The following is a 22318-nucleotide window of genomic DNA, read 5'->3' as shown; positions in this document are numbered from 1 at the left end:
GACCGGCGGCAACTGTGCGTCGGCGCACATGGAAGCGAGATCAGGGTGGCCGACTACGCCTGGGGGGCCCAGGACATCTCCGCCCCCAAACGCACCGTCCTGCCGGATGTTCCGGCCGATCCCGGCCTCGTCCTGGAGGACGTGCAGAGCGGTTTCGTCGGGGCCGTGGTCCGGGTGGAGAAATCCGGCGGCCTGCATGTGATGGTCCTCGAGGACCGGCGGAACAAGCGCCGGACCTTCCGCCTGGGGCACGGCTTCCTGGTTGACGGCGCCCCGGTCCACGTTGTTGCCCCCACGGCTGCGCCTGCCAAGTCCGCCACGCGGACCGCGTCCGGCTCCGTAAAGGTCGAGGGCGCCCGGGCGCGCGTGGCGCGGGCGAGCCGGATCTGGGTGGAGGGCCAGCACGACGCCGAACTTGTCGAAAAGGTCTGGGGTGAGGACCTGCGGCTCGAGGGCATCGTCGTCGAGCCCCTGCACGGGGTCGACGACCTGGCCGGTGTTGTCCGAAGCTTCGATCCGGGTCCGCAGCGGCGCCTCGGGATCCTGGTGGACCATCTCCTGCCCGGGACGAAGGAGTTCCGCATCGCGCAGGAGGCGATGGCCCTGCCGGGCGCCCGGGGCAATGTCCTGATCGTGGGCCACCCCTATGTCGACGTGTGGCAGGCGGTGAAGCCCGGCGCGCTGGGCCTCGCGGCCTGGCCCGTGGTTCCCCGCGGGCAGGACTGGAAGACCGGCATCCTTGCCGGACTCGGCTGGCCCTCCAACAGCCAGGCCGCCGTCGCCCAAGGGTGGAAGCGGATTCTGGGCAGTGTGAAGTCCTACGCGGACCTCGAGCCGTCCCTGCTGGGCCGGGTCGAGGAAGTCATCGACTTCCTGACCGCCGGCCACCCCGGCTCCTGATGCCGCCGGCACGCGGCACCAAGTACCCTTGGAGAAAGTCCTGGGGTCAACCCGCCACGCTGCAAAGGAAATTACCCGTTGCCAAACACTGCCGACAAACCCCAGAACTCCGGAGCCGGCGGAAACCGGCCCGCCTTTGAGGGAGCGCCCGCCACTGCCCTGCCGCTGACGGCCTCGCAGGACCGGCAGTTTGCGACGCTGGCCCACTTCGGCGGCATCCTGGGGTTCCTGCCCTCCCTGGTGATCTACCTGATCTTCAAGGACCGTGGCCCCTTCACCGCGCAGGAATCGAAGGAAGCCCTGAACTTCACGCTTCCCCCGACCCTCCTGGCCTTCGCTGCCTGGCTGCTCTCGCTGCTTCCCGTGATCGGTGGCGTGTTCGCGGTCGTCAACGCGCTGATCTGGGTCGGCATCGCGGTGTGTTCCGTGACCGCGGGAATCCAGGTCAACCGGGGCAGGCCCTACCGCTACGCGCTGAACCTGCGGCCGCTGCGCTGAGCCCGCCCTTCTGACGTCGCCCGAACCGCTCCTGCCCGCTGAGAGGCCCGCGTCGGCGGGTGAATTGGATCCAATCCCAGCCCGGGGTTCCTTCTGCCCACTGACCGGCCCCGATCAGTGGGCATATCCAGACATGCCCACTCATCAGTGGAGGTCGGTGGGCAGGATTGCTCGAACGGACGCCCGATCTCAGTTCTGCCCAGTGATCAGCGGCTTTCAGTGGGCAGGATCGCTTTGAGTGCGTCCCGGTCACACACCTGCCCACTCATCAGCGGCGATCAGTGGGCAGGGATGCCTGTGGGCGCTCCTAGTCCGGCAGGAGGCGGCGCACGACGGCGTCGGCCATCAGCCGTCCGCTGCCGGTCAGGCGCAGCTGCCCGCGGATGGCTTCCGCACCCTCAATGAGCCCGTCGGCGATCAGCCCCGCCACGGCGAGCCGCCCGGCCGGCTCCAGCCGGTCAATCGCCAATCCCTCGCGCAGACGCACCCGCAGCAGAATGTCCTCGACGTAGCGGTCATGGTCTGACAAGACCTCGCGGCCGGCGGCGGGCGACGTACCGGGGGTCAGCGCGGCCGCGTAGGCCCTCGGGTGCTTCACATTCCACCAGCGGACGCCGCCCACGTGGGAGTGCGCTCCCGGGCCGGCGCCCCACCAGTCATCCCCCCGCCAGTACGCCAGGTTGTGGCGGCACTCGTCGGCCGGGGTCCGGGCCCAGTTGCTGACTTCGTACCACTGCATGCCGCCGGCGGTGAGCAGTTCGTCGGCGAGGGCGTACTTGTCGGCGTGGTCGTCGTCGTCGATGGGGGGAACCTCGCCGCGGCGGATCCGCCCGGCCAGCTTTGTGCCGTCCTCGATGATGAGGGCGTAGGCGGAGATGTGGTCGGGCTCGTAGGAGAGGGCCGTCGTGAGCGAGTGCCGCCAGTCCTCAAGGGACTCCCCCGGCGTGCCGTAGATGAGGTCGAGGCTGACGTTCAGGCCGGCCCGCCGTGCCCATTCCACGGCCTGCGGCACCCGGGCGGGCGAATGGGTGCGGTCAAGGACCTTCAGGACGTGCGGAACCGCCGACTGCATGCCGAAGGACACCCGGGTGAACCCGGCCTCCGCGAGGATCTGCAGGGACTCCTCGGTCACCGAGTCGGGGTTCGCCTCGGTGGTGACCTCCGCGCCGTCGACCAGGCCCCACTGATCCACCGCCCTCGCGAGGATGCCGGCGAGGTCCTCCGCCGGGAGCAGCGTCGGGGTGCCGCCACCGAAGAACACCGTGGAGAGCGGCCTCCGGGGAACGCCCGAAGCGTCAAGGGCCTCACCGGCGAGGGCGATCTCCTGATGAACGGTCCCTGCGTACTGGTCCTGCGAGCCACCGCCGCCGAGTTCGGTGGCGGTGTAGGTGTTGAAGTCGCAGTAGCCGCACCGGACGGCGCAGAAGGGAATGTGGACATACAGTCCAAAGTTCCGGTCCGCCGCGCCCTCCCGGGCCTGCTCCGGGAGGATCCCGTCCGCCGGCGCGGGGAGTCCGAGGGGCAGTGCGCTAGGCACCGGACACCCTCCGGGTGGAGGGGTGGTTCACGAACTTCACTTCTTGGATTTGTCCTTCGAGTCGTCGGAGGACAGGGCGGCGATGAAGGCCTCCTGGGGTACTTCGACCCGCCCGACCATCTTCATGCGCTTCTTGCCCTCCTTCTGCTTTTCGAGAAGCTTGCGCTTACGGGTGATGTCGCCGCCGTAGCACTTGGCCAGGACGTCCTTGCGGATGGCCCGGATGCTTTCGCGGGCGATGATGCGCGATCCGATGGCAGCCTGGATGGGCACCTCGAACTGCTGGCGCGGAATCAGTTCCCGCAGCTTGCCTGTCATCATGACCCCGTAGCTGTAGGCCTTGTCGCGGTGCGTGATGGCGCTGAACGCGTCGACCTGTTCGCCCTGCAGGAGGATGTCCACCTTCACGAGGTCCGACACCTGGTCGCCGTCGGCCTTCCAGTCAAGGGAGGCGTAGCCGCGGGTCTTGGACTTGAGGAGGTCGAAGAAGTCGAAGACGATCTCGGCCAGCGGCAGCCAGTACCGCATCTCGACACGGTCCTCCGACAGGTAGTCCATGCCGCGCATGTGGCCGCGCCGCTGCTGGCAGAGCTCGATGATGCCGCCCACGAACTCGTTCGGCGCGAGGATGGTCGCCGACACCATCGGTTCGCGCACCTCCTTGACCTTGCCCGTCGGGTACTCACTCGGGTTGGTCACGGTGACCACGCTCTTGTCTTCGAGCGTCACCTCGTACACGACGTTGGGCGCCGTCGAGATCAGGTCCAGGTTGAACTCGCGCTCCAGCCGTTCCCGGATGATCTCGAGGTGGAGCAGTCCGAGGAAACCGACGCGGAACCCGAACCCGAGGGCGGCCGAGGTTTCGGGCTCGTAGGTCAGGGCGGCGTCGTTCAGCTTGAGCTTGTCGAGCGCGTCGCGCAGGACCGGGTAGTCGGTGCCGTCCAGGGGATACAGCCCCGAGAAGACCATCGGCTTCGGGTCCTCGTAGCCGCCCAGCGACTCGGCGGCCGGCTTGGCCAGGTTGGTGACGGTGTCGCCGACCTTGGAGAGGCGGACATCCTTCACCCCGGTGATGAGGTAGCCGACCTCCCCGACGCCGAGGCCCTTGGAGGGCGTGGGCTCCGGGGAGCTGACACCGATCTCGAGGAGTTCGTGGCTGGCCCGGGTGGACATCATCTGGATGCGCTCGCGCGGGCTGAGGTGCCCGTCGACGACGCGGACGTAGGTGACGACGCCGCGGTACGTGTCGTACACCGAGTCGAAGATCATGGCGCGTGCCGGGGCGTCGGGATCCCCGACGGGTGCGGGGAGCTCGGCGGTGATCTTGTCCAGCAGGGCCTCGACGCCGGCGCCGGTCTTGCCGGAGACCAGCAGGACGTCCTCGGGCTTGCCGCCGATGAGCTTGGCCAGTTCCGCGGCGTACTTCTCCGGCTGCGCCGCCGGGAGGTCGATCTTGTTCAGCACCGGGATGATGGTGAGGTCGTTCTCGATCGCGAGGTACAGGTTCGCCAGGGTCTGGGCCTCGATGCCCTGCGCGGCGTCGACGAGGAGGATGGCGCCCTCGCAGGCCGCCAGCGAGCGGGAGACCTCGTAGGTGAAGTCGACATGCCCGGGGGTGTCGATCATGTTCAGGGCGTAGGTGACGCCGTTGTACTCCCACGGCAGGCGGACGGCCTGCGACTTGATGGTGATGCCACGTTCGCGCTCAATATCCATCCGGTCCAGGTACTGGGCCTTCATGTCGCGCTGCTCCACCGCGCCGGTGAGCTGGAGCATCCTGTCCGCCAGCGTGGACTTCCCATGATCGATATGGGCGATGATGCAGAAGTTCCGAATGATCGCCGGATCAGTGGCGGCGGGCACCGGAGCGGTGCGGGCCATGGGTGACACGTGGGTTCCTCACTCTTGCGGGACGTTTTACGACAGGCCGACCATTGTCGGGCATCCGTTGCCCTACTAGTGTCCCACGCCCTGTCCGTACCGGCCGAACATGGCTCAGGCCGCGGGGCAGGGTCCGCCGATACTGTGGGTCCATGGGAATCGATGCTCGCTCACTGCTCCGCCTGTCGCGGGCGGCGGGACGCCTCCTGCGGCGCCTTGCCTCTCCGGCGCCTCCGCCTGGCACAGCCGGCCCTTCAACGAAGCGGCGGGTCCCGGCCCGCGGCGGCTTCTCATACTCCCCACGGCCCGACGGGCGGCCCGATCCCGGGGAGATCGTCTGGACGTGGGTGCCCTATGAGGAGGACCCTTCCCGGGGTAAGGACCGTCCGGTCCTGCTGATCGGCCGGGAGAAGGGCCACCTCCTGGGCCTGGCGTTGACGTCGCGCGACCGCAACAACGGGCGCTCCGCCGATGCGCGCTTCGTGGACATCGGCACGGGGGCCTGGGATCCGCAGCGCCGGCCCAGCGAGGTGCGGGTGGACCGGATCCTCCGTGTCGACCCCGCGGCCATCCGCCGCAATGGTGCGGTGCTGCCCCGGAAGGCGTTCGACGCCGTCGTCGGGCGCATCCCGCGTGCCTGACGCGGTGCGCTGGGCTCCGTCCGGCGCAGACCCGGCTGACTTCTGCTAATATAGCTAGCTGTGTGTCCGCGCAGGTCGACGGGCACTTTGGACCAATCGCCACACGGTATCCCCACGCCGCTCAGTTCATGGTTGGACCGAAATTCCCTCACGACCAGTCCGCAATACAAAGAAAGTTTTCATACGTGGCAAATATCAAGTCCCAGAAGAAGCGCATCCTCACCAGCGAAAAGGCGAGGCAGCGCAACAACTCGGTGAAGTCCGAGCTCAAGACGGCGATCCGTGCGGTAACCACCGCCGTGGATTCCGCTGACAAGGACGCCGCCGCGACCGCCCTGCAGACTGCCAGCCGCAAGCTCGACAAGGCTGTCAGCAAGGGTGTGCTGCACAAGAACAACGCAGCGAACCGCAAGTCGGCCATCTCCAAGAAGGTCAACGCGCTCTAAGCGCTCCTCAGGTTTTCGTATCTGTGGCCGGTCCCCTCGGGGGCCGGCCACAGTGCGTTAACGGGCCTGCCCGCCAGCTGCTCCGGCCGACATCGGCTCAAGTGAAGCCGGCGCTGCCGGAAGACGGCCCTGCCCATCGACCGGGAGGCCTGGCGCGGTCCTGCCTATCGAACGACCCGTCCCTGCTCTCAGCGGTCGCCGAGCGCGATGATCGTGACGGCGCGTTCCACGGCGTAGACCGGGTCCCTTGAGCCTCCCTTGACCTGGGCGTCGGCGTCGGCGAGGGCGCGCACGCACCGGGCGAGGGACTCGGAGGAGAACCGCTGGGCTTCCCGGCGCGCCTGGTCGACCTGCCAGGGAGCCATGCCGAGGGAACGTGCCAGCTGGGCGGAGGAGCCCGACGCGCCGTGGACCTTCGCGACGGCACGCACCTTCATGGCGAGGGCCGCCACCAGCGGGACGGGGTCGGCTCCGGTGGCAAGGGCGTGGCGCAGCATCGAGAGCGCCTGCGCCGTCCGCCCGGCGAGGGCGGCGTCGGCCACCTTGAAGCCCGTCGCCTCCACCCTGCCGCCGTAGTACTTCTCCACCGCTTCCGCGGTGACGTCCCCGACGGTATCGGCCATGAGCTGCTGGCAGGCCGCCGCGAGTTCCGACAGCTGGGACCCGACGGCGGCGACCAGGGCGCGGACGGCGTCCCCGTCGATCCTGCGCCGGGCGAGGCGGAACTCCGCCGAGACGAAGTCGGCCTTGTCGGCGTCCTTCTTTAGCGGCTGGCAGTCAACGCTGAGGGCGCCGTGTGCGGCCAGTGCGTCCAGGAGCTTCTTGCCGCGGTTTCCGCCGCTGTGGCGCAGCACCAGCACCACGTCCGGTGCCGGGTCGCCGAGGTAGGCGAGGGCGTCCTGGAGGAAGTCGTCGTTCATCGAGGCGAGGCCGGCGACCTCGATGATTTTCCAGTCCCCGAACAGGGACGGCCTTGCCTGCATCCCCAGGGTGCCGGCGCCGTACGCGGCGGCATCGAGCGTGACGAGTTCGGCGCCGGGCTGGGCGGTGCGCACCTGGGTGCGGATCAGTTCGGAGGCCTTCGAGGCCAGGTAGTCTTCCGGTCCACTCAGGAGGACGACGGGTGCCGGGCGCGCCTCCCGCCACGACACCGTGGTGGGTTTCCCCGAGGGGCGGCTGCTGCTTGATTTGGTTGCCACGAAACCTTCATTCCTGCTCGAACTGCCTACCGACCAACTGTGCCATGTTGCCGACCTTCGGCAAAGCTACAGGGACCCGCCCCCAGTCCTGCGGTGGGTGAAGAGACAGAGCTCAGGGAGGACCGGTGGAGGCCTGGGAGCGCCTCTCGGGCCGGTACACCTAGGCCGGTGCCGCGTGCCGGTTCCGGCCTTGATAGAGGCGGCGGTAACTCGAGGCTGCGGTGTTCAATTTCCGGGTGAAGTGGAGCCGGACATTTGCTGTCGCTCCCAACCCGGTCCGGGAGGCGATCGCCTGCACTGTCAGGTCGGTGGAAGTGCGTCAACAATGATTTGAGAATGCCGGGCCGGTCAAGAAACGACGCACCAATTCACCAGGGCTATCGGGCCCTTTTCCTACTTCAGCGGCACCGAACTAGCGGCAGTTGTGGTGTTGGGACGTATCCAGGAACACCCGACCGTACGCCGATCCGTAGGTAGGGGTGGAGATTGCGGCCGGCCGACGGACGTCATCCGATGGAAGGTGCCGGCTCACGGCGCAATCCCGTGGGAGCACCCTCGGGGCGGATGACACCGGCTTCTAGTTAGACTCACAGACATGACTATGGGGGAAACAAGCCGCGCAGCAGCACGCGAAGCGTTGGGCCAGGGTATTGCGGGTACGGCCCTGGCATTGCTTTCAATCGTCTCGTTCCAAAGCGCTGACACCTGGTACTCAATCCTCGGGTCCAGCGTGATTGCGGCGGGAGCAGCCGCGTTCGTCGCTCGGGCCATCCTCGCCCTTCGCACCGGCCAGCACACCACCCCGACGCCATAGGCATCGACTCACAAACGCTGATATTGCCTCCGGATGAGAGGCTGGCCCATTGACAACTGCTGCATCAATTGTGGACCGCCTGGTGGCGGGAATCGCACCGGAGGATCATGGCGCCAGCGTTCCGGGTCCCTGTCCTGCTGGTGCCGGGCTCCGGCCGAAACTACCCTCACCCTCCACCACACCGGGAGGGGATGCGACAAGCCGGAACCGCTCGAGAACTACAAGCGTCTGGTCGGTCACAGTGAAGGCTGGATCACCCAGGAAGTCGCGCATGTCGGGGCCGTGCCAATACGCCTCATGATCAGCCCGCCATTCCCCCAGATTCGCATGGCCTTCCCCCTCCGCCTGGGCATGAGCCCAGGACACCGATCCGAGCCGAGCCTGCTCAACGGCGAGCGTTTCAATTACCGCGACGGGCGAATCATGTGAATCGATGACAAGCTGACGCGTCCCAACCGCGGGCAGCGGTTCTTCGTCGATTGCGTACTCCATAAGAAGGGACGTCGTAGTGGTTTTCGCGCCGGACAGGATCGCAGCCACAAGTTTGTCCCGGAGCGGCCCAGGGAAGCCAAACTCCGCGGTGGGCAGTGGCGATGAAACGGTCATGGCTCTCACTATGCCAAATGCCTCTATGGCCATGAACAGTGACGCGCAGCCCCGCCTCGGATCAACTTCGCGCTGGTCACCCGGGAGCGGGGTATTCGAGGACTGCGCCAGCCGTTCGCCCGGCCGGTTGATCGGGAAGCAGGTCGGCCCGGATTTTCCCGGTCAGTCGGTCAGGGCCCTCACCTCCATGCCGGAACTGCCGAGGGAGACGGTGAAGCTGCCAAGCCGGTCGGTCCGCGCCGCGTACACGGACTGCCGGCGGAGGCCTGAGAGCACCTGGGGGTGCGGGTGGCCGTAGTCGTTGCCCTCCCCTGCGGAGATGAGGGCAACGCCCGGGCGCAGCGCCTCGACGATCGCGGTGCCCCCATTCCGGGCCCCGTGGTGCGGGACCTTCAGAATGTCCACCCCGTTCCCCGCCAGCCCCGGATATCCGGCGAGCAGCCGCCGTGAGGCGTCCTGTTCAATATCACCGGTGAACAGCGCCGTCACCGGCCGCGTGGGTCCTGGAATCCGCACGAAGAGGACGGCACTGGCGTCGTTTTCGCTGCCGGAGGATGCCGTTCCACCGGCCGGACCGGCACCGGGCGGGCCGGCGGCGTCCATGGGCGGCCACAACGCCTCCCACTGCACTCCCCCGGCCTGCCCGGACGCGCCCGCGGCGATGCGCAGGGGCTCAAGGCCCGCGTTCCGGGCCAGGGCGCCCAGTCCGCGCGGCAGCGAGGGTTCAGCCGATGAATAACGCAGTTCCTTCACCTGCCGGCCCTCGAACACGCCGGCCGCTCCCCCGTAGTGGTCCTCATGGAGGTGGGTGATCACCAGCAGATCCACGACGGTGACAGCCAGGTGCCCAAGGCACTCGTCGACCGCTCCGGGGTCCGGGCCCGCGTCGATGACCACCGCGTGGCCCCGCCCGGTGTTGAGCACGAACGCGTCGCCCTGGCCGACGTCGCATCCCGTGACCACCCAGCCGTCCGCTTCCTCCCGCCGGGTGCTGAGGAGGAACACCGCCGCCACGCCGAGGACGGCTCCGCCTATCAGGCACAGGGCAATTGTCCCGTGCCGGGCCATCACGCGGTGAAGTGCCGGGGAACGATCCTCCGGCTTCCTCACCCCGAACACGATGCCGAGCACGAGCAGCAGGGACAGTGCGGCCGCGAGGATGGCGCCGGGGAGCCCCGGCACCCAGGGCACCTGCCCAAGGGGTGCGGCGCTTCCGGCGCGGGCCACTGTCGCGACCCACCAGGAGCCGACCTGCCCGACCGCCAGGAACGGCTCAACAGCAGGCGGGAACACGGCAAGGGCGGCCACGGCGAGCATGCCCGCCACCGTCACGAACGGCACCACCGGAGCCGCCGCGAGATTGGCAGGCACCGCATACACGGACAGGGAGGGCTGCAGCAGGATCAGGATCGGCGTGCAGGCCAGTTGGGCGGTCACCGGCACGGCGAGCAGCTGGGCCGCCCACACCGGGAGGACCAGCGCGAAGCGCCCGGCAAGGACCGGCCCGAGGAGAATCAGCCCGGCCGTGGCCGCCACGGACAACACGAACGCATAGGAGGAGTGAAGCCAGGGATCGGCGGCAAGCAGCGCGAGCACAGCCAGGAACAGCAGCGGCAGGGACACCCGGCCCCTGCCGCTGAGCACCGCGAAGATCCCGATGGCTCCCATGACGGCGGCACGCAGCACGCTCGGCTCGGGACGGACGAGGAACACAAAGCCACCCAACGCCACGAGGGCCGCACCGGCGGCGACCGGCCTCGGCAACCGGACGGCACGCGCGGCAAGGAACACAAACGCCAACACATACGAGCAGTTCGCACCCGAAACGGCCGTCAGGTGGGTCAACCCGGTGGCCTTCATCGCCTGGTCGAGCCGGGCGTCGAGCACCGTGCGGTCACCGATGGCCATTCCGGGAAGCAGCCCTCCGTCTCCGGCTCCCCGGGCGAGGGCCCGGCTGCTGAATTCTCTCCGGAGATCGCGCGTGTAGTCCTCCGCTCCCGCGGCGCGCTCCACCACCGGCGAAGCGGCCGGAATGAACAGCGCCACCTCCCTGCCGGGGCGGTCCGGGGAACGCAGCGTCCCCACGGCCCGGACGGTATCGCCCCTGCCGATCCGCTTCCACTGCCGGTCTGCGAACACCACGACGGGTGACGCCGCGGTGAAGGACCGGCCTTCCCGCGAACCGGCGGAGACGGTGGCCCGCAGTAGAAAACGTTCCTCCCCGTGGGCGGTGGGAAGAGGTGCCGCATCGGTTGAGGGGTGGAGGATGACGGTCACGGTCTCCCCGCCGCGCGCTGCCTCATCGACCGGGCCGTCGGTGAACGCCGCGAGGCTTCCGGCAGCTGCGAGCGTCACCAGGCACCCCGCCGCCAGCGGCAGGAGAAGCGGCACCAGCAGCGCAGTCCGGTCCCGGAGCGTGAAACAGAACCCGCCTGCTCCGAGTGCAGCGCAGGCAAGCAGGGCACCCCACGCCAAGGCATCGTCTGCCGGCAGGCGTGTGGCCACTGATGCCGCCGTCCATGCCGCGGCAGTGGCCGGAGCCAGCCGGAAATCGGTCGGGCGGGCAGGAGGAGCCTGCGGGTCGATCCGCTGGCCCGAACGGCCTGGGGCCGTAGACGGCCCGCGGTGCAAGGGGTGCACGCCCGATCACCGCACCACCACGAGTGGCAGGAGTGCTTCGAGTAGCGCGGGCCCGATCCCCGGGACCGCGTCGAGATCCTCGGCCTGGGCGAACGGGCCGTGCTCGGTCCGCCACGCAATAATCCGCTCTGCAAGGACCGGCCCTACGCGGGGCAGCGACTCCAGGGTGGGCGCGTCGGCGGTGTTGAGGTTCACCGCGCCAGCCGATGTCCCGGTCCCGGTGGTGTCGGTGCCGGTGATGCCCGCTCCGCCTGTTCCACCGCCCGGTACCCGACCGCCGGCGGCCGGCCCTCCGGAGCCCGCCGGCGGCCCCGGCGCAACCGTTTCCCCCTTCCGCGGCACATGGACCTGGCCCCCGTCCACCACGACCGCCGCGAGGTTTACGGCGGCGAGGTCCGCCTCCGGTGTGGCGCCTCCGGCGAGCTCAAGAACCTGAAAGAGTCTCGAGCCCTGCGGGACCTCTCGGACCCCCGGTGAGGTCACCGCGCCGGTCAGGTGCACGAAGACGCCCCCGGGGTCGGATGGAATGTCAGCCCCCTCAAGGGGCGTCTCCGCCACCCTGCCGGCGGAGGCATCGACTGCGGATCCGGGTGTTTCGGGCGCAGATCCATCGGGCGACACCGGGCCCGGTGCCGCTGATCCCGGTACGGAGCCGGGTGCTGCCTCCCTTCCACGCTCCGTCTCCTCCCCGGAGCCTGACCGGCGGTCCTCGGATGAGAGCTGAATTGTCGCAACAGGAGGTGCGGCCTCGCTGCGGACGAAGAACAGTCCGACTCCCATGGTCACCGCCAGGGCTAGGAACACCAGGGCTGCCCCGCGGGCCACGGCCCACCGGCGGGTCCGCGGGGGCGCCTCCCCGGCGTCGACCTCGGCCGCGCCACCGGGTCCGCCTGACGTGCCGACCGCGCCACCGGTTGCGGTGGCGACGGTATCGACCGGGTCGTCGGATCTGTCGGTGACCGAAGCAGCCACGCCGTTCCACGCCGCCCCCACGGTGTCGGCCGTCGGCCCCAACGCTGCGGTATCAACGTCACCGGTAGCGGTGGGGCGACGCGTGCGGCCTGATGGGAAGGCACCCGCGGCACCACCTCCCCCACCGGCGGGCGGGAGCAGCGGAAGGACGGGAGCGGTCGTGGCCCAGCGGTGTCGTGGCATAGGCCACGGTAGGCAGGAGCCCCACGTCGGGCACGACCGCGCCGGCGTTATGTGGATAACGGGCGGGATGTGCCGCTGTCCGCGGGCCGTTGCCGGCACCATGCCGGTCCGGGAACGGCCCGACCCGACCATCTGGAGGTAGGCAACGACCCGGAGGGCGCCCAGGTGGGTCGATTGCAGGTGACGGGTTCGGCCCGCGGCCGTGACTTTCGGCCCTTGCAGTGGCCGGTCCGGCAGCGGACGCTGAGAGTACGTCAGTCCGGGGCAGCCCTGAGGGGGTAGCGCCGCCGAGACCGGCCCGCGGGAGGAGATCGATGAAAACCCGTTCCATCATCCTGCTCGTGGCGGGCATTCTCCTGACGATGGCCGGGCTCGGCGTGGTCCTGGGCGGCATCGGTGCGATCTGGGTGAGTGCCGCCCAGAACGACGACGGGTACCTCAACTCCCCCCAGGAACGGTTCTCCGTCGATTCGCGCGCCATCACCGCCGGGGAGGTCGACGAGCTCCGGAACGAGGACCTGCCCGACTTACTGCCCTTTGACGTGGGCAGCATCAGGGTGCTGGCGCAGTCCGCCAACCCGGGACAGGAAATTTTCGTCGGTATTGCTCCCCGGGAGGAGGTGGAGCGTTACCTTGCCGACTCCAACTACTCCCAGTTGCTGGAGGTGGACAACCGGCCCTTCCGCGTTGAGTACCGGGAGGTGGAGGGAGCGGCCGAGCCGGAGCCGCCGGCGGAGCAGGATTTTTGGGTGGCCGCCGGCTCGGGGCCCGGCCAGCAGAAGATCGACTGGAACATTCAGCCGGGGTCCTGGACGGTTGTCGTGATGAATGCCGATGCCAGTCCGGGTGTGGCCGCGGATCTGCAGGCAGGTTTCCGTTCCGAATTCTTCGGCCCTCTCGCCGGCGGGTTGCTTATCGCAGGCTCCGCACTGTTCCTCGTCGGCATCCCGCTGCTGATCCTGGGAGCCGTCGGGCTTGGACGGGATGCCGCCCCTCCGGCCGCTCCGGGCGGCTCCGCCGGACCGGCAGGACAAGGGGCGCCACTGCCCGGGTCGGGGCCAGCCCGGCCGGAGGTGGATCGGGCCTTTGGAGCCAGTGCGGCACCTGCCCCGCCCGTCGAGGTTCCCGGCGTGGCCGCCGGAGCCGGGTACTATCCTGCCAGGCTCATCGGACAGCTGGACCCGGTTCTTTCCCGATGGAAGTGGCTGGTCAAGTGGTTCCTGGCCATCCCGCACTTCATCCTGCTGTTCTTCCTCTGGTTCGCGTTCGGAATCACCACGATCGTCGCCGGCTTTTCCATCCTGTTCACCGGCCGCTACCCCCGGCCGCTCTTCTACTTCAATGTGGGGGTGCTGCGCTGGAACTGGCGAGTGGCGTTCTACGCTTATGCGGCTGCGGGAACGGACAGATATCCGCCCTTCACTCTGGCCAGAACGGACTATCCAGCCGACTACGACGTGGAGTACCCGGCGCGGCTCTCGCGCGGCCTGGTGTTGGTCAAGTGGTGGCTGCTGGCCATACCGCACTTGCTGATCGTGGCTGCCTTGACGAGTTCGAACACGACCCGTTGGATTGAGACCGAAGACTGGGGGGTCACGTATGAAACCGGTGCGGGGCCGTCCCTGCTGGGACTGCTTGTCCTCATCGCCGTGATCATCCTGCTGTTTACCGGTCGGTATCACCGGCCCCTGTTTGACTTCATTCTCGGCATCAACCGCTGGGTCTACCGGACGATCACCTACACCGCCCTGATGCGCGACGAGTATCCTCCCTTCCGTCTTGACCAGGGTGCCGACGAGCCGGCGCTCCGCGACGGGGCCGGAGAAGTCGGCCACCGCCCGCCTCCGCGGTGACCCGACCGAGACAGCCGGAGGGTGCGGCTGCCGACCGATGGAATGCCACAGCGGTCCCGCCCTTCACCACCGTGCCCGTCGCTCCGCGCCGCCAGGCAGGGACCGCGGGCGCAAGAGCGCGCTCCGGCGCTATGGAGACAACGGGCGGGGGACGACAGCCACGGCCATCACGCCGAGGCCCGCGTGCGCGGCCAGGACCGCCGGGCACCGGGCAAGCGAGACAGGGGTGCCGGGAAGTCCGGATTCGAGCCGGTCCGCGAACCCGGCGGCCTCGTCGTCGTTCCCGAAGTGGTGGATGGTGATCTCGGTGCCGCCGGATCGGGCAGCGGCTGCGCCTTTCACTAGTTCCAGGAGCCGGTCGAGGGCCTTGTCGGCCGTGCGTACCTTTTCCACCGGAACGACGCGCCCGTCCTGGATCTTCAGGAGCGCCTTGACCGAGAGGACATTGCCCAGCCAGCCCGCCGCGGCGCTGATCCGCCCGCCGCGGCGCAGCTGGTCGAGGCTCGGGACGTAGAAGTAGAGCTCCGAGGTGCGGCAGACGATTGCCGCTTCGGCGGCGCTGCGCTCAAGGCTCGCGCCCTGCCGCAGGGCCTGCAGAGCCGCGACCGCGGCGTAGCCCTGCGGCATGCCGGCGGTGCGGCTGTCGATCACTTCGACGGGGATGCCGACCGAGGAGGCCGCCAGGCGCGCGGCGTCCACTGTTCCGGACAGGGCCCCGGACAGATGGATGGAGATGATCCCGGGGTGGCCTTCGGCCTCGAGGGCCCGGTAGGCGCGCTCGAACTGCCCCGGCGACGGCCGGGAGGTGCGCACCTCCGAGCCCTGCGCCAGGGCGATGGTCAGGGGCTCGACGAGCGAATCCCCGCCGTCGCCGTAGATCTGGCCGGCGATCATCACCGGAAGGGGCACCACAGTGACTCCCCCTGCGCGGCCCTGCCCGTCGAGCCAGCCCGGCGGGAACCCGGCCGCGGAGTCGGTGACGACCGCGGCCGGGAGTGCGTCGCTGGCCATCCTCAGCTGGGCACGATGTTGACCAGCTTGGGCGCCCGCACGATCACCGTGCGGATGCCCCTGCCGTCGAGGATGCGGGTCACCTGCTCACTCCCAAGGGCCAGGGCCCGCAGCTCGTCCTCGGTGATGTCAGGGGAGACAGTGAGCCGGTCCCGGACCTTGCCCTGGACCTGCACGACGGCGACGACGGACTCCTGCGCCAGCAGGGCCTCCTCGGCGGCCGGCAGCGCCGCCATGGCGACTCCGGGGGTGTGGCCCAGCCGCTCCCACAGGTCCTCGGCGGTGTACGGGGCGAACATGCCCAGCAGCACGGCGATGGTCTCGGCAGCCTCGCGGACGGCCGGGTCGCCGCCGCCCGGTCCGGAATCGATTGCCTTCCGGGTGGCGTTGACCAGTTCCATCAGCCGGGCGATGACCACGTTGAATTTGTGAGCGCCCATGAGCTCGGGCACGTCGGCGAGGGTCCGGTGGGTGACCGAGCGCAGGCCCTTATCGCCGGCGGCGAAGTCGACGCCCGGGGCGCTGGTGACGTCGGCCCCCAGCCGCCAGGCGCGGGCCAGGAACTTTGCCGAACCCGACGGCGAAACGTCGGCCCAGTCGACGTCGTCCTCCGGCGGGGAGGCGAAGATCATCGTCAGGCGCACCGCGTCGACCCCGTACTTATCGAGCTGCTCGCCGAGGTCCACCCCGTTGCCCAGGGACTTGCTCATGGCCTTGCCGCCGTTGAGCACCTGCCCCTGGTTCAGCAGCGAAGCGAACGGCTCGGTGAAGTCCACCAGGCCCAGGTCGAAGAGCACCTTGGTGAAGAACCGGCTGTAGAGCAGGTGGAGGATGGCGTGCTCGACGCCTCCGACGTACTGATCGACCGGCATCCACCGGTTGACGGCGTCGGTGTCGAACGGAGCCGTCTCCAGGTCCGGGGTGATGAACCGCAGGAAGTACCAGGAGGAGTCCACGAAGGTGTCCATGGTGTCGGTGTCCCGTTTGGCGGGCCCGCCGCAGGACGGGCAGGCCACGTTGACCCAGTCCTCGACGGCGGCCAGCGGCGACACGCCCCGCGGCTTCAGCTGCGCCCCCTGCAGGCCCTCGGGCAGGGTGACCGGCAGCTGTTCGTCGGGCACCGGGACCTCCCCGCAGGTCGCGCAGTGGATGATGGGGATCGGGGTTCCCCAGTAGCGCTGGCGGGACAGCAGCCAGTCGCGCAGCCGGAAGTTGACCGTCTCCTCCCCGGTGCCCTGGGCGGCGAGCAGCTCGATGGCGCGGGCGATGGCCGCGGCCTTGTCCAGTCCGCTCAGCTCCCCGGAGTTGACCAGGACGCCCTCGCCGGCGGTGGCGGTTCCGGTGACCGCCGGGTCCTCGGCACCGGTGTCGACGACGGTGCGGACCGGCAGTCCGAATGCCCGGGCGAAGTCGAGGTCGCGCTGGTCATGGGCGGGAACCGCCATGATCGCCCCGGTCCCGTAGTCGGCCAGCACGTAGTCGGCGGCCCAGACGGGCAGCTTCTCCCCATTGAGGGGGTTGATGGCGTAGCGGCCGGTGAACACGCCGGTCTTCTCCCGCTCGGTCGACTGCCGCTCGATCTCGGAGAGCTGCTTGACCTGCTCCCGGTATTCCTCGAGGGCAGCCCGGTGCTCGGCGGTGACCAGGTCCAGGGCCAGCTGGGTGTCGGCGGCGACCACGAAGAACGTCGCCCCGTAGAGGGTGTCGGGGCGCGTGGTGAACACGGGCACGTCGTGCGCCGGGCGGTTGTCGGCGGCCTCGATGGCGAAGCGTACGGTGGCGCCTTCGGACCGTCCGATCCAGTTCCGCTGCATCGCCAGCACGCGCTCGGGCCAGGAGCCCTTCAGCTGGTCCATGTCATCGAGCAGGCGGTCGGCGTAGTCGGTGATCTTGAAGTACCACTGGTTCAGGTCCTTCTTGGTGACCATGGTTCCGCAGCGGTCGCAGGCCCCGTTGATGACCTGCTCGTTGGAGAGCACCGTCTGGTCCTTCGGGCACCAGTTCACCGGCGAGTTCTTCCGGTAGGCCAGGCCCTTGTTGAAGAACCGGGTGAACAGCCACTGGGTCCAGCGGTAGTACGAGGGATCGGAGGTGTGGATCCGGCGGGACCAGTCGGCGCTGATCGCATAGCGCTTGAAGGAGTGGGCCTGGGTATCGATGTTGGTGTAGGTCCACTCCGCCGGGTGCGCGTCGCGCTTGATGGCCGCGTTTTCGGCGGGCAGCCCGAAGGAGTCCCACCCGATCGGGTGCAGCACATCGTAGCCCTGCATCCGGGACCAGCGGGCGGCGACATCGCCCATGGCGAAGGCTTCGGCGTGACCCATGTGAAGGTCACCCGAGGGGTAGGGGAACATGTCGAGCACGTACCGGCGCTCGCGTGAGCCGTCGTCGAGCGGCTTGAACAATTCAAGCTCGTCCCACACCGCCGGCCATCGGGCCTCCAGAGCGGCGAAGTCGTAGGTGTTCTCGTCGGGCTGTCCCGCCTCGGAAGGTGTGCTCACTGTCATCGACCCTGTTCTGTCATTCTTCGCGATTGCCTTGTCGTCGCCTGTTCCCCCATGCCGGCCGCCGCGGTTTCCGGCCCGGACACACAAAAGCCCCTCGTCCAGGGAGGGGCCGCCGCACGCTGATCGCGTGCGGCTAGGGAAGAAGTCGCCGAGTTGACATGGAACAACTCTAGCGCAGAACGCCGGGCTTCCCCGGCGATTTCGCTGCGGGAGCACAGAGGCGCCCGTCCACCGGTACCGCTGGTGGACGGGCGCCTGCGCTCCGGAGGGGATCCGGGGCTAGGAAACGTCCTCGTCGACCCAGTCGAAGGTCTTCGTGACGGCCTTCTTCCACAGGCGCAGCTGGCGGTCGCGCTCGGCATCGTCCATTGAAGGATTCCAGCGCTTGTCCTCGGACCAGTTGGTGGCGAGCTCGTCGGTGTCCTTCCAGAAGCCGACGGCGAGGCCCGCGGCATAGGCGGCACCGAGCGCCGTGGTCTCCGTGACCTTCGGCCGGATCACCGGAATGCCGAGGATGTCCGCCTGGAACTGCATCAGGGCGTCATTGGCGACCATGCCGCCGTCGACCCGAAGGTCCTCCATGTTCACCCCGGAGTCGGCGTTGGCCGCATCCAGCACCTCGCGGGTCTGGAACGCCGTCGCCTCGAGCGCCGCACGGGCGATGTGTCCCTTGTTCACGAAGCGGGTCAGGCCGACGATCGCGCCGCGGGCGTCCGCACGCCAGTACGGGGCGAAGAGGCCGGAGAACGCCGGAACGATGTACACGCCGCCGTTGTCCTGAACCGTCATCGCGAGCTGCTCCACTTCGGGGGAGCTCTTGATGAGCCCGAGGTTGTCGCGGAGCCACTGGATGAGGGACCCGGTGACGGCGATCGAACCTTCGAGCGCGTAGACCGGCTTGGCGTCACCGAGGCGGTAGCAGACCGTGGTGAGCAGCCCGTTCTTCGAGTGGACGATCTCCTCGCCGGTGTTCACGATCATGAAATTGCCGGTGCCGTAGGTGTTCTTCGCACCGCCCTTGGCGAAGGCGGCCTGGCCGAAGGTCGCCGCCTGCTGGTCGCCGAGGATGCCGGCCACCGGAACCTCGCGCAGCAGCTGCGAACCGTGGACCTTCCCGTAGACCTCCGACGACGACTTGATCGCGGGCATCATCGACACCGGAACACCGAAGTCCGCGAGGATCGATTCGTCCCAGGCGAGCGTCTCCAGGTCCATGAACAGGGTCCGTGAGGCGTTGGTGACGTCGGTGATGTGCACGCCGCCGTCGGTGCCGCCGGTCAGGTTCCAGGTGACCCAGGAGTCGGTGTTGCCGAAGAGGAGGTCCCCGGCCTCGGCCTTCTCGCGGGCGCCCTCGACGTTGTCGAGGATCCACTTGATCTTGGTCCCGGAGAAGTAGGTGGCCAGCGGCAGGCCGACCTTGGCCTTGTAGCGCTCGACGCCGCCGTTGGAGGCCAGCTCATCGACGATGTTCTGGGTGCGGGTGTCCTGCCAGACGATGGCGTTGTAGACGGCCTTGCCGGTGGTCTTATCCCATACCACCGCGGTCTCACGCTGGTTCGTGATGCCCACGGCGGCGATGTCGTGGCGGGTGAGGTTCGCCTTCGAGAGGGCGCTGCCGATGACCTCGCGGGTGTTGTCCCAGATCTCGGCGGGGTCGTGCTCAACCCAGCCGGCCTTCGGGAAGATCTGCTCGTGTTCCTTCTGGCCCGAGGAGACGATGTCCCCCTTGTGGTCGAACACGATGGCCCGGCTCGACGTCGTGCCTTGGTCGATAGCGATGACGTACTGCGACATGTCTTACTCCTTTGTTGAGATGATGTCGGGTTGTGCCCGGCGCGGACGGCGCCGGGCGGGCAGGTGTCGACCCTACGCCGGGAGGGCGGGGAACTCGACCAGCTGGACGATCAGGCCGGCCAGGACGCCGCCGATGATCGGGCCGACCACCGGCACCCAGGCGTAGCCCCAGTCTGAGCCTCCCTTGCCCTTGATGGGCAGGATGGCGTGGGCGATGCGGGGGCCGAGGTCGCGGTTCGGGTTGATGGCGTAGCCGGTGGGCCCGCCTAGGGAGGCGCCGATGCCTACGACGAGGAGGGCGACGGCCAGCGGGCCAAGCCCGGTCGGCGTCGAACCGAAGGCGATGACGACGAAAACGAGGACGAAGGTGCCGATGATTTCGGTGACGAGGTTCCAGCCGTAGGAACGGATGGCCGGTCCGGTGGAGAAGACGCCGAGCTTGTTGGCGGGGTCCGGCTCGTCATCGAAGTGCTGCTTGTAGGCCAGCCAGGCAATGACGGCGCCGAGGATGGAGCCGATCATCTGGGCGGCGAGGTACCCCAGCGCGTTGCCGAAATTCTTGTCGACGCCGCTGGCGAAGGAGTCGATGTCCCCGTTCACCCATAGGCCCACGGTCACTGCGAAGTTCAGGTGGGCACCGGACAGGGCCGCGACGTAGACGCCGGCGAAGACGGCGAGCCCCCAGCCGAAGTTGACCATCAGGAAACCGCCGTTGTTGCCCTTTGTGCGTGCAAGGGCAACGTTGGCTACGACACCACAGCCGAGCAACAACAACAGCAGGGTGCCGAACATTTCGGCGACAAATACTTCAAGAGACATCTTTGACTCCTAGTGTGTATTTACTTGTGTGCAGGTGCCGCCGCCTGAGCGGCCCCGTTCCCCCGGCAACACCTGCCGTTGGATGGCCCCGCTGCCGGTGGCAGCGGGGCCGATCGCCCGCGGACCTTCCGCTAGGCGATCAAGCTTCGAACCTCGACCCGGTGCGCGTCGGCGAGGACCGCCTCGGCGTGGCGGATCTCGGCGGCCGCTGCCTCCTTGTCCCAACCCAGCAGCGGTGCGAGCACCGCTGCCAGCTCGGCCAGGAGTTCGGCGGTCACCAGACCACGGAAGGCAAGCGAGGTGCGCCGGATCAGGACGTCGATGAGATGACCCACCTGCTCGTTGCGCACCATGTACTCCACCTCCCGGGTACTTAGTTCCTTAGTGGAACTGAACACGGAATCTTGTCCCTGCGCAAGGAACTCGAGCACGTCGGTGGCACGTGTCCCGTAACGCGTGAGCAGAACCTCGACGCGCGCCGCGTCGAAGCCGGGCCGGACCGCCGCGGCGATCCACTTCTTTTCGGCCTGCTCCCCCGCCGGGAAGCCCTTGCCGCCGCCGATCGCGAGGTCCGCCGTCGAGGTCTTCCGGGACGAGCCAAGCACGGCGAGCGTGTCGTTGGCGAGGTGCTCCGAAAGCGCCCTGAACGTCGTCCACTTCCCGCCGACGAGGCTCAGCGTGGTCACCGTGCGGCCCCCGCGGCGCTCCTCGCGCTTTTCGATGCGGTAGTCGCGCGAAACGAACCCGGGCGACGTGTCATCGTGGCGCGGCAGCGGGCGGACCCCCGAGAAGCTGTAGACGATGTCCTCCCGGCCGACCTTGACGGTGGGGAAGACGTGTCCCACCAGGTCGAAGAAGTAGTCGATCTCCTCGTCGGTCGTCACCGCGGGAACGCTCATGTCGGCATCGACGTCCGTGGTGCCGACGAGCACCCGGTCACCCATTGGGTAGATCAGCACGATGCGCCCGTCGGTGTGCTCGAAGAAGATCTCGCGACCGTGGGTGGCCTCGAGCAGCGCCTTGGAGTCGAGCACGATGTGGGAACCCTTGGTGCCGCCCATGAAGGAGCTGGCGGCGCCGAGCGCCGCGTTGGTGCCGTCGACCCAGGCTCCGGTGGCGTTGATGACGACGTCGGCGTCGAAGGTGAACGTGGTGCCGGTGAGCTCGTCGCGCAGGAGCACGCCGTCGTCCGAGGCGCCGATTGCGTTGACGTAGTTCACGGCGCGCGCCTGGGGGTTGGCCACCTGGCCATCGCGCAGGACGTCGAGGGTTAGGCGCTCCGGGTTGTGCACGGATGCGTCAAAGTAGGTGGCCGTGTACTTCACGTCGGGGCGCAGGTCCGGCATGAGGGCCAGGGACTTCTTCCGGCCCACGAACTTGTGGCGGGGCACTGTGCCGCCGTCGCGCGAGAAGGAGTCGTACAGGCTCAGCCCGACCTTGATCAGGAAGGCGCCGCGCTCGGTGGGCTTGCCCTGCTTGTGGGTGAGGAAGCGCATTGGAGCCGCGAGGATGCCCGAGAAGGTGCTGAAGATGGGGATGGTTGTCTGCAGGGGCTTCACGTAATGCGGTGCGACCCGCAGGAGGCGGTTCCGTTCGACGACGGACTCGCGGACCAGCCGGAACTCGCCGTTCTCGAGGTACCGGATACCTCCGTGGATCATGTGCGAGGACGCGCCCGAGGCGCCCTGGGAGTAATCGCCGCGTTCGACGAGGGTGACGTCGACGCCCTGCAGCGCAAGGTCGCGGAAGGTGCCGACCCCGTTGATTCCTCCGCCGATGATGAGCACTGAGGCCCGGGGGCGCTCCTGAAGCTCTTTCACTTGGCTCCGCGTTTCGCTGACATTGCCGGTGGCACTGTTGCTGTCGACGGTATTCATTAAGGCACTACTCCGTAACCTAGGGGTTCTGCTGATGGGAACTGCACGACCCATTCTTCGAATCGTGGGAATACCAGTCAACCGATTTGCACAGATGTGCACGGGAGGTGGGACAATGGAGCCGTGCCACACAGCGAGTA

At 68.4% G+C, this 22318-nt stretch carries 17 protein-coding genes; 6 read left to right on the top strand and 11 right to left on the bottom strand.

What is annotated here, in order from left to right:
* Positions 1–45 precede the first annotated feature (45 nt).
* Complete coding sequence (locus ACX80W_RS02990) at positions 46–900, top strand: DUF3097 family protein (RefSeq protein WP_459280314.1); 855 nt, start codon at positions 46–48, stop codon at positions 898–900.
* A 78-nt stretch (positions 901–978) separates the two neighbouring features.
* Positions 979–1398 carry a DUF4870 domain-containing protein gene (locus ACX80W_RS02985; protein ID WP_459280312.1) on the top strand — a complete coding sequence of 140 codons (420 nt, stop codon included), beginning with the start codon at positions 979–981 and terminating at the stop codon, positions 1396–1398.
* A gap of 307 nt (positions 1399–1705) precedes the next feature.
* Here ACX80W_RS02985 and hemW read toward each other — a convergent pair whose 3' ends face one another.
* Positions 1706–2935 (bottom strand): radical SAM family heme chaperone HemW, encoded by a 1230-nt coding sequence (hemW, locus tag ACX80W_RS02980; protein WP_459280310.1) that lies wholly within the window; start codon positions 2933–2935, stop codon positions 1706–1708.
* 36 nt (positions 2936–2971) lie between these two features.
* Positions 2972–4825, bottom strand: a complete 1854-nt coding sequence (lepA, locus tag ACX80W_RS02975) for a translation elongation factor 4 (RefSeq protein WP_459280308.1) — start codon at positions 4823–4825, stop codon at positions 2972–2974.
* A 143-nt stretch (positions 4826–4968) separates the two neighbouring features.
* Between lepA and ACX80W_RS02970 the strand changes: the two genes are divergently transcribed.
* Positions 4969–5457: a type II toxin-antitoxin system PemK/MazF family toxin gene (locus tag ACX80W_RS02970; RefSeq protein WP_459280306.1), complete on the top strand. Its 489-nt coding sequence runs from the start codon at positions 4969–4971 to the stop codon at positions 5455–5457.
* Positions 5458–5642: 185 nt separating this feature from the next.
* Positions 5643–5903 carry a 30S ribosomal protein S20 gene (gene rpsT, locus ACX80W_RS02965; RefSeq protein WP_459280304.1) on the top strand — a complete coding sequence of 87 codons (261 nt, stop codon included), beginning with the start codon at positions 5643–5645 and terminating at the stop codon, positions 5901–5903.
* Positions 5904–6091: 188 nt separating this feature from the next.
* Here rpsT and holA read toward each other — a convergent pair whose 3' ends face one another.
* Positions 6092–7102, bottom strand: a complete 1011-nt coding sequence (gene holA / locus ACX80W_RS02960; protein ID WP_459280303.1) for a DNA polymerase III subunit delta — start codon at positions 7100–7102, stop codon at positions 6092–6094.
* 595 nt (positions 7103–7697) lie between these two features.
* Between holA and ACX80W_RS02955 the strand changes: the two genes are divergently transcribed.
* A complete protein-coding gene (locus ACX80W_RS02955) occupies positions 7698–7916 on the top strand; it encodes a hypothetical protein (RefSeq protein WP_459280301.1) in 219 nt (72 codons plus the stop codon).
* A gap of 105 nt (positions 7917–8021) precedes the next feature.
* On the opposite strand, the gene ACX80W_RS02950 is transcribed toward ACX80W_RS02955, so the two are convergent.
* From ACX80W_RS02950 to ACX80W_RS02940, 3 genes are all read right to left on the bottom strand, one after another.
* Positions 8022–8522, bottom strand: a complete 501-nt coding sequence (locus ACX80W_RS02950; RefSeq protein ID WP_459280299.1) for an ASCH domain-containing protein — start codon at positions 8520–8522, stop codon at positions 8022–8024.
* A gap of 162 nt (positions 8523–8684) precedes the next feature.
* Positions 8685–11027, bottom strand: coding sequence for a ComEC/Rec2 family competence protein (locus ACX80W_RS02945; protein ID WP_459280297.1), 2343 nt, complete (start codon positions 11025–11027; stop codon positions 8685–8687).
* A 141-nt stretch (positions 11028–11168) separates the two neighbouring features.
* On the bottom strand, positions 11169–12134 hold the full coding sequence (locus ACX80W_RS02940) for a ComEA family DNA-binding protein (protein WP_459280295.1): 966 nt from the start codon (positions 12132–12134) through the stop codon (positions 11169–11171).
* A 497-nt stretch (positions 12135–12631) separates the two neighbouring features.
* Here ACX80W_RS02940 and ACX80W_RS02935 point away from each other — a divergent pair, with 497 nt between their 5' ends.
* Entirely contained in the window at positions 12632–14170 is a 1539-nt protein-coding gene (locus ACX80W_RS02935) for a DUF4389 domain-containing protein (protein ID WP_459280293.1), read from the top strand.
* 129 nt (positions 14171–14299) lie between these two features.
* On the opposite strand, the gene ACX80W_RS02930 is transcribed toward ACX80W_RS02935, so the two are convergent.
* The 5 genes from ACX80W_RS02930 to ACX80W_RS02910 all read right to left on the bottom strand — a co-directional run bounded on the left by ACX80W_RS02930 (position 14300) and on the right by ACX80W_RS02910 (position 22178).
* Entirely contained in the window at positions 14300–15181 is an 882-nt protein-coding gene (locus ACX80W_RS02930; RefSeq protein WP_459280291.1) for a DegV family protein, read from the bottom strand.
* 2 nt (positions 15182–15183) lie between these two features.
* The gene (gene leuS / locus ACX80W_RS02925) at positions 15184–17688 is read right to left on the bottom strand and encodes a leucine--tRNA ligase (RefSeq protein WP_459280289.1); all 2505 of its coding nucleotides are present in this window, start codon (positions 17686–17688) and stop codon (positions 15184–15186) included.
* A gap of 279 nt (positions 17689–17967) precedes the next feature.
* Positions 17968–19482 (bottom strand): glycerol kinase GlpK, encoded by a 1515-nt coding sequence (gene glpK / locus ACX80W_RS02920; RefSeq protein WP_459280287.1) that lies wholly within the window; start codon positions 19480–19482, stop codon positions 17968–17970.
* Between the two features lie 72 nt (positions 19483–19554).
* On the bottom strand, positions 19555–20301 hold the full coding sequence (locus ACX80W_RS02915; protein ID WP_459280285.1) for an MIP/aquaporin family protein: 747 nt from the start codon (positions 20299–20301) through the stop codon (positions 19555–19557).
* A 131-nt stretch (positions 20302–20432) separates the two neighbouring features.
* Complete coding sequence (locus tag ACX80W_RS02910; RefSeq protein ID WP_459280283.1) at positions 20433–22178, bottom strand: glycerol-3-phosphate dehydrogenase/oxidase; 1746 nt, start codon at positions 22176–22178, stop codon at positions 20433–20435.
* Positions 22179–22318: the final 140 nt, after the last annotated feature.

It is taken from the genome of Arthrobacter melezitosi (assembly GCF_054511055.1).
Note: the sequence above shows the minus strand (reverse complement) of the source record. Positions and strands in the feature narration are given on the sequence as shown.

Excerpts from the sequence above, each read along its gene's own strand:
- ACX80W_RS02935 (WP_459280293.1), top strand. The coding sequence starts at position 12,632 with ATGAAAACCCGTTCCATCATCCTGCTCGTGGCGGGCATTCTCCTGACG.
- ACX80W_RS02950 (WP_459280299.1), bottom strand. The coding sequence starts at position 8,522 with ATGACCGTTTCATCGCCACTGCCCACCGCGGAGTTTGGCTTCCCTGGG.
- ACX80W_RS02955 (WP_459280301.1), top strand. The coding sequence starts at position 7,698 with ATGACTATGGGGGAAACAAGCCGCGCAGCAGCACGCGAAGCGTTGGGC.
- ACX80W_RS02930 (WP_459280291.1), bottom strand. The coding sequence starts at position 15,181 with ATGGCCAGCGACGCACTCCCGGCCGCGGTCGTCACCGACTCCGCGGCC.
- glpK (WP_459280287.1), bottom strand. The coding sequence starts at position 19,482 with ATGTCGCAGTACGTCATCGCTATCGACCAAGGCACGACGTCGAGCCGG.
- ACX80W_RS02910 (WP_459280283.1), bottom strand. The coding sequence starts at position 22,178 with ATGAATACCGTCGACAGCAACAGTGCCACCGGCAATGTCAGCGAAACG.
- leuS (WP_459280289.1), bottom strand. The coding sequence starts at position 17,688 with ATGACAGTGAGCACACCTTCCGAGGCGGGACAGCCCGACGAGAACACC.
- ACX80W_RS02915 (WP_459280285.1), bottom strand. The coding sequence starts at position 20,301 with ATGTCTCTTGAAGTATTTGTCGCCGAAATGTTCGGCACCCTGCTGTTG.
- ACX80W_RS02970 (WP_459280306.1), top strand. The coding sequence starts at position 4,969 with ATGGGAATCGATGCTCGCTCACTGCTCCGCCTGTCGCGGGCGGCGGGA.